This is a genomic window from Rahnella sp. P4_A8 (genome assembly GCF_056402435.1).
Map to the genome: position 1 here is coordinate 1 of NZ_JBFUHK010000166.1, position 2,263 is coordinate 2,263.

Here is a 2,263-nt window from a genome sequence, read left to right on the forward strand (position 1 = left end):
CAGCAGGTCATCGTTCAGGCTGATGCGCCTTACAGAATGTACACCCACGATGTATTGAAGCTGTATGTCAAAAATAGTAAGGATGAAATGGTACCACTGGCTTCATTTGTAAAAATCAACTGGAGTCTTACAGCGCAGCAACTAAACCGATATCAGGGCTTTCCTGCCGTCAGAATCACCGGCAGCGCCTCACCCGGCTATTACAGCGGGGCAGCTATGGCCGAAGTGGAAAGGCTGGGAGCCATGCTTCCCGCTGGCTTCATGATTGAATGGACCGGCACTTCACTGCAGGAGCGTTCCTCCGCGTCACAAATGCCTGTGCTGATGGTGCTTTCTGTGCTCGTGGTGTTTATGGTACTGGCAGCCCTGTATGAGAGCTGGGCCATTCCCTTATCGGTGATGCTGGTTGTCCCCCTTGGCCTTGCCGGTGCGGTTGCGGCCGTCTATATAGCGGGTATGCCTAACGATATTTTCTTCCGGGTAGGCATGATCACTTTAATTGGGTTATCTACTAAAAATGCGATCCTGATTGTAGAATTTGCCCGCCAGCTTTACACCGAGGGAATGGATATTTACGAGGCAACGCTGCAGGCAGCACGGCAGAGGTTGCGCCCCATTATTATGACGTCGCTTGCGTTTACTCTTGGGGTGGTACCATTGATGTTAGCAAGCGGTGCCAGTGCTCAGACGCAGCACGCCATTGGTACAGGCGTTTTTGGCGGCATGATAAGTGGCACACTATTGGCCATCTTCTTCGTACCTGTTTTTTATGTTGTTGTGATGAGAAGTTTATCGAACACCAAATCCCATAAAGGGTCCTGATGCGAAGATTATTTCTTCCTGATAAATTCCCATTCACGAAAATAAAGTGGTCGACGTTTTAACCGGAGGAGTGCATGCGTCGTATCCAGAAGATAAACAGGCATTAAGCATCAAAGCATGTAGCCGGGAATGACCGTGTCCTATTTCACTCGTTTACACAGTGTAAATGACAATCAGGTGTTCAAAGGGTTTAAGCTCGCGAGCCAAATCACTAATGATCGCAAGATCAGAACTTATTGCTTCTCGGATGCTGAGTTCCATATCCAAATTTTTTATCTCCAATGAGGATCCTCGACCGAGTCTGTCAGCCAGTCGGATTAATTATAAAATCAGTTACGACGAGGATGCATTACAGCAAATTTGCACTTTTCGTTGAGTCCTGTGGACCTGGATTGCATTGTTCTTTTGTTCCTGGGAGATAAAAAGTGCCATTCTCAGCAGGATCCGTTCCTCCTGGACATCCTGCCCTACCTGGTGAATTATCTGAACTGCCGCCGTCAGAGCCCCTCCCTCCGTCTGCACCTGGTTTACCAGGTTGTGACATAGACCCACCGTTTCCACCATCCGCAGCACCCACAGAAAAAGCGACAAACGCGAAAATACACACAAAAAAGTGTTTATCCATATATGCATCTCCATTATTGAATAGACTCATGCTGACCACATGAATTTTCTAAAATATCCGTTGAATCTGCTCTCATCAATTAAAATATCGTGATGTAAATAATGTCCGCTGTTGGCACGCAGCAGACAAACACGTGACGCTGAAGGTCTGCTATGAGCGGGGGCCTGATATCGTGCCCAAAAAGGTAGGAAAGTCATTTACCCAACACGAATCTGACTTCACTATGCAACTTGTTAAGGACATGATCATTGATAAGAATTTTGATTAACCATTTTGTTTGAGTGGATATGCAAGTCATTACTTGTTATAACTCTTTGAGATCAGGCTAAAATGTAAAAGGTCAGAAAGGATGAACAATACTAATTGGACTTGGGAAACACATTTCAATATAGACAGCTCAGTACTTCTTAAAATTGTGGTGGTAGTACTTCTTTTAGTTTGGGGTTGTGCTGAGCTGCGGAAAAGAAGGAAAAAAAAACCAAATTTAGAAGCTTCAATCTCAAAAGCCAACGCCAGAGAACGCCACGAATGGCGCTATATAAGATATCCATTTAAGGTGCTACAGATTGCATTCACTCTGTATATTTTATGGTCAGTCATTCACTACCTTTTAACATAAATCCTAAACTATTTTTCATCATAGACTTAATCCTATGGCTGATAACTTTTGATTTACTCTGTCCGCTTCTGAAAAAGAGTCGAGCACACCTTTTCCAACCCATTGATATATTATCAGCTTTAGTAAAATCGCTCTGCAGCCCTAGAAAGACCACCGGCAGCTATGGGCGAAGAGCAGACTTTGAATGCGGTTATAGC

At 44.8% G+C, this 2,263-nt stretch carries 1 protein-coding gene; it reads left to right on the forward strand.

Annotated elements, in window-relative coordinates:
* Positions 1-822: efflux RND transporter permease subunit (locus tag AC1DUO_RS24195; protein WP_477989129.1), on the forward strand; the 822-nt coding region annotated here is incomplete at its 5' end.
* Positions 823-2,263: the final 1,441 nt, after the last annotated feature.